This is a genomic window from Cobetia sp. MMG027, assembly GCF_027947415.1.
Lineage (GTDB): Bacteria > Pseudomonadota > Gammaproteobacteria > Pseudomonadales > Halomonadaceae > Cobetia > Cobetia marina.
On sequence record NZ_JAQJIO010000034.1, the window covers coordinates 1 to 445 of the forward strand.

1 protein-coding gene is annotated in these 445 nt (G+C 57.3%); it reads left to right on the top strand.

Annotation, left to right across the window (positions count from 1 at the left end):
- Positions 1-445, top strand: a 445-nt coding sequence (locus PJK54_RS17740; protein WP_271303516.1) for an Ig-like domain-containing protein, incomplete at both ends; no start/stop codon positions are given.

Sequence of the window (445 nt, forward strand, 5' to 3'; positions counted from 1 at the left end):
CACCGGACGTATCACGGGCACCCTGACGCCGGATGCCTCGCAGAATGGTCCCTTCGAGATCACTGTCACCGCGGATGATGGCAATGGCGGCACCGTGACCGACACCTTCATCCTGACATCAAGCAACACCGCACCGGTCGCGCAGGATGATCAGAGGGAAACCGCTGAGAATGTCGTGGCAATTGGCAATGTTCTGGCGAATGACGCAGATGGTGGTAACGATAGAGATGACCTCGTTGTCAGTCAGGTCGATGGCAGTACCGCTGCTATTGGTCAGCCTGTTACGGGAAGTAATGGCGGCCAATTCACGATAGGGGGGGATGGGGGGTATGCCTTCAATCCAGGTGAAGATTTTGACGATTTAGCTGACGGCGAAAGTCGTGTTACTGCCGTCGTGTATCAGGTCAGTGATGGCCAGGGCGGCGTCGACACCGCGACGCTGAGC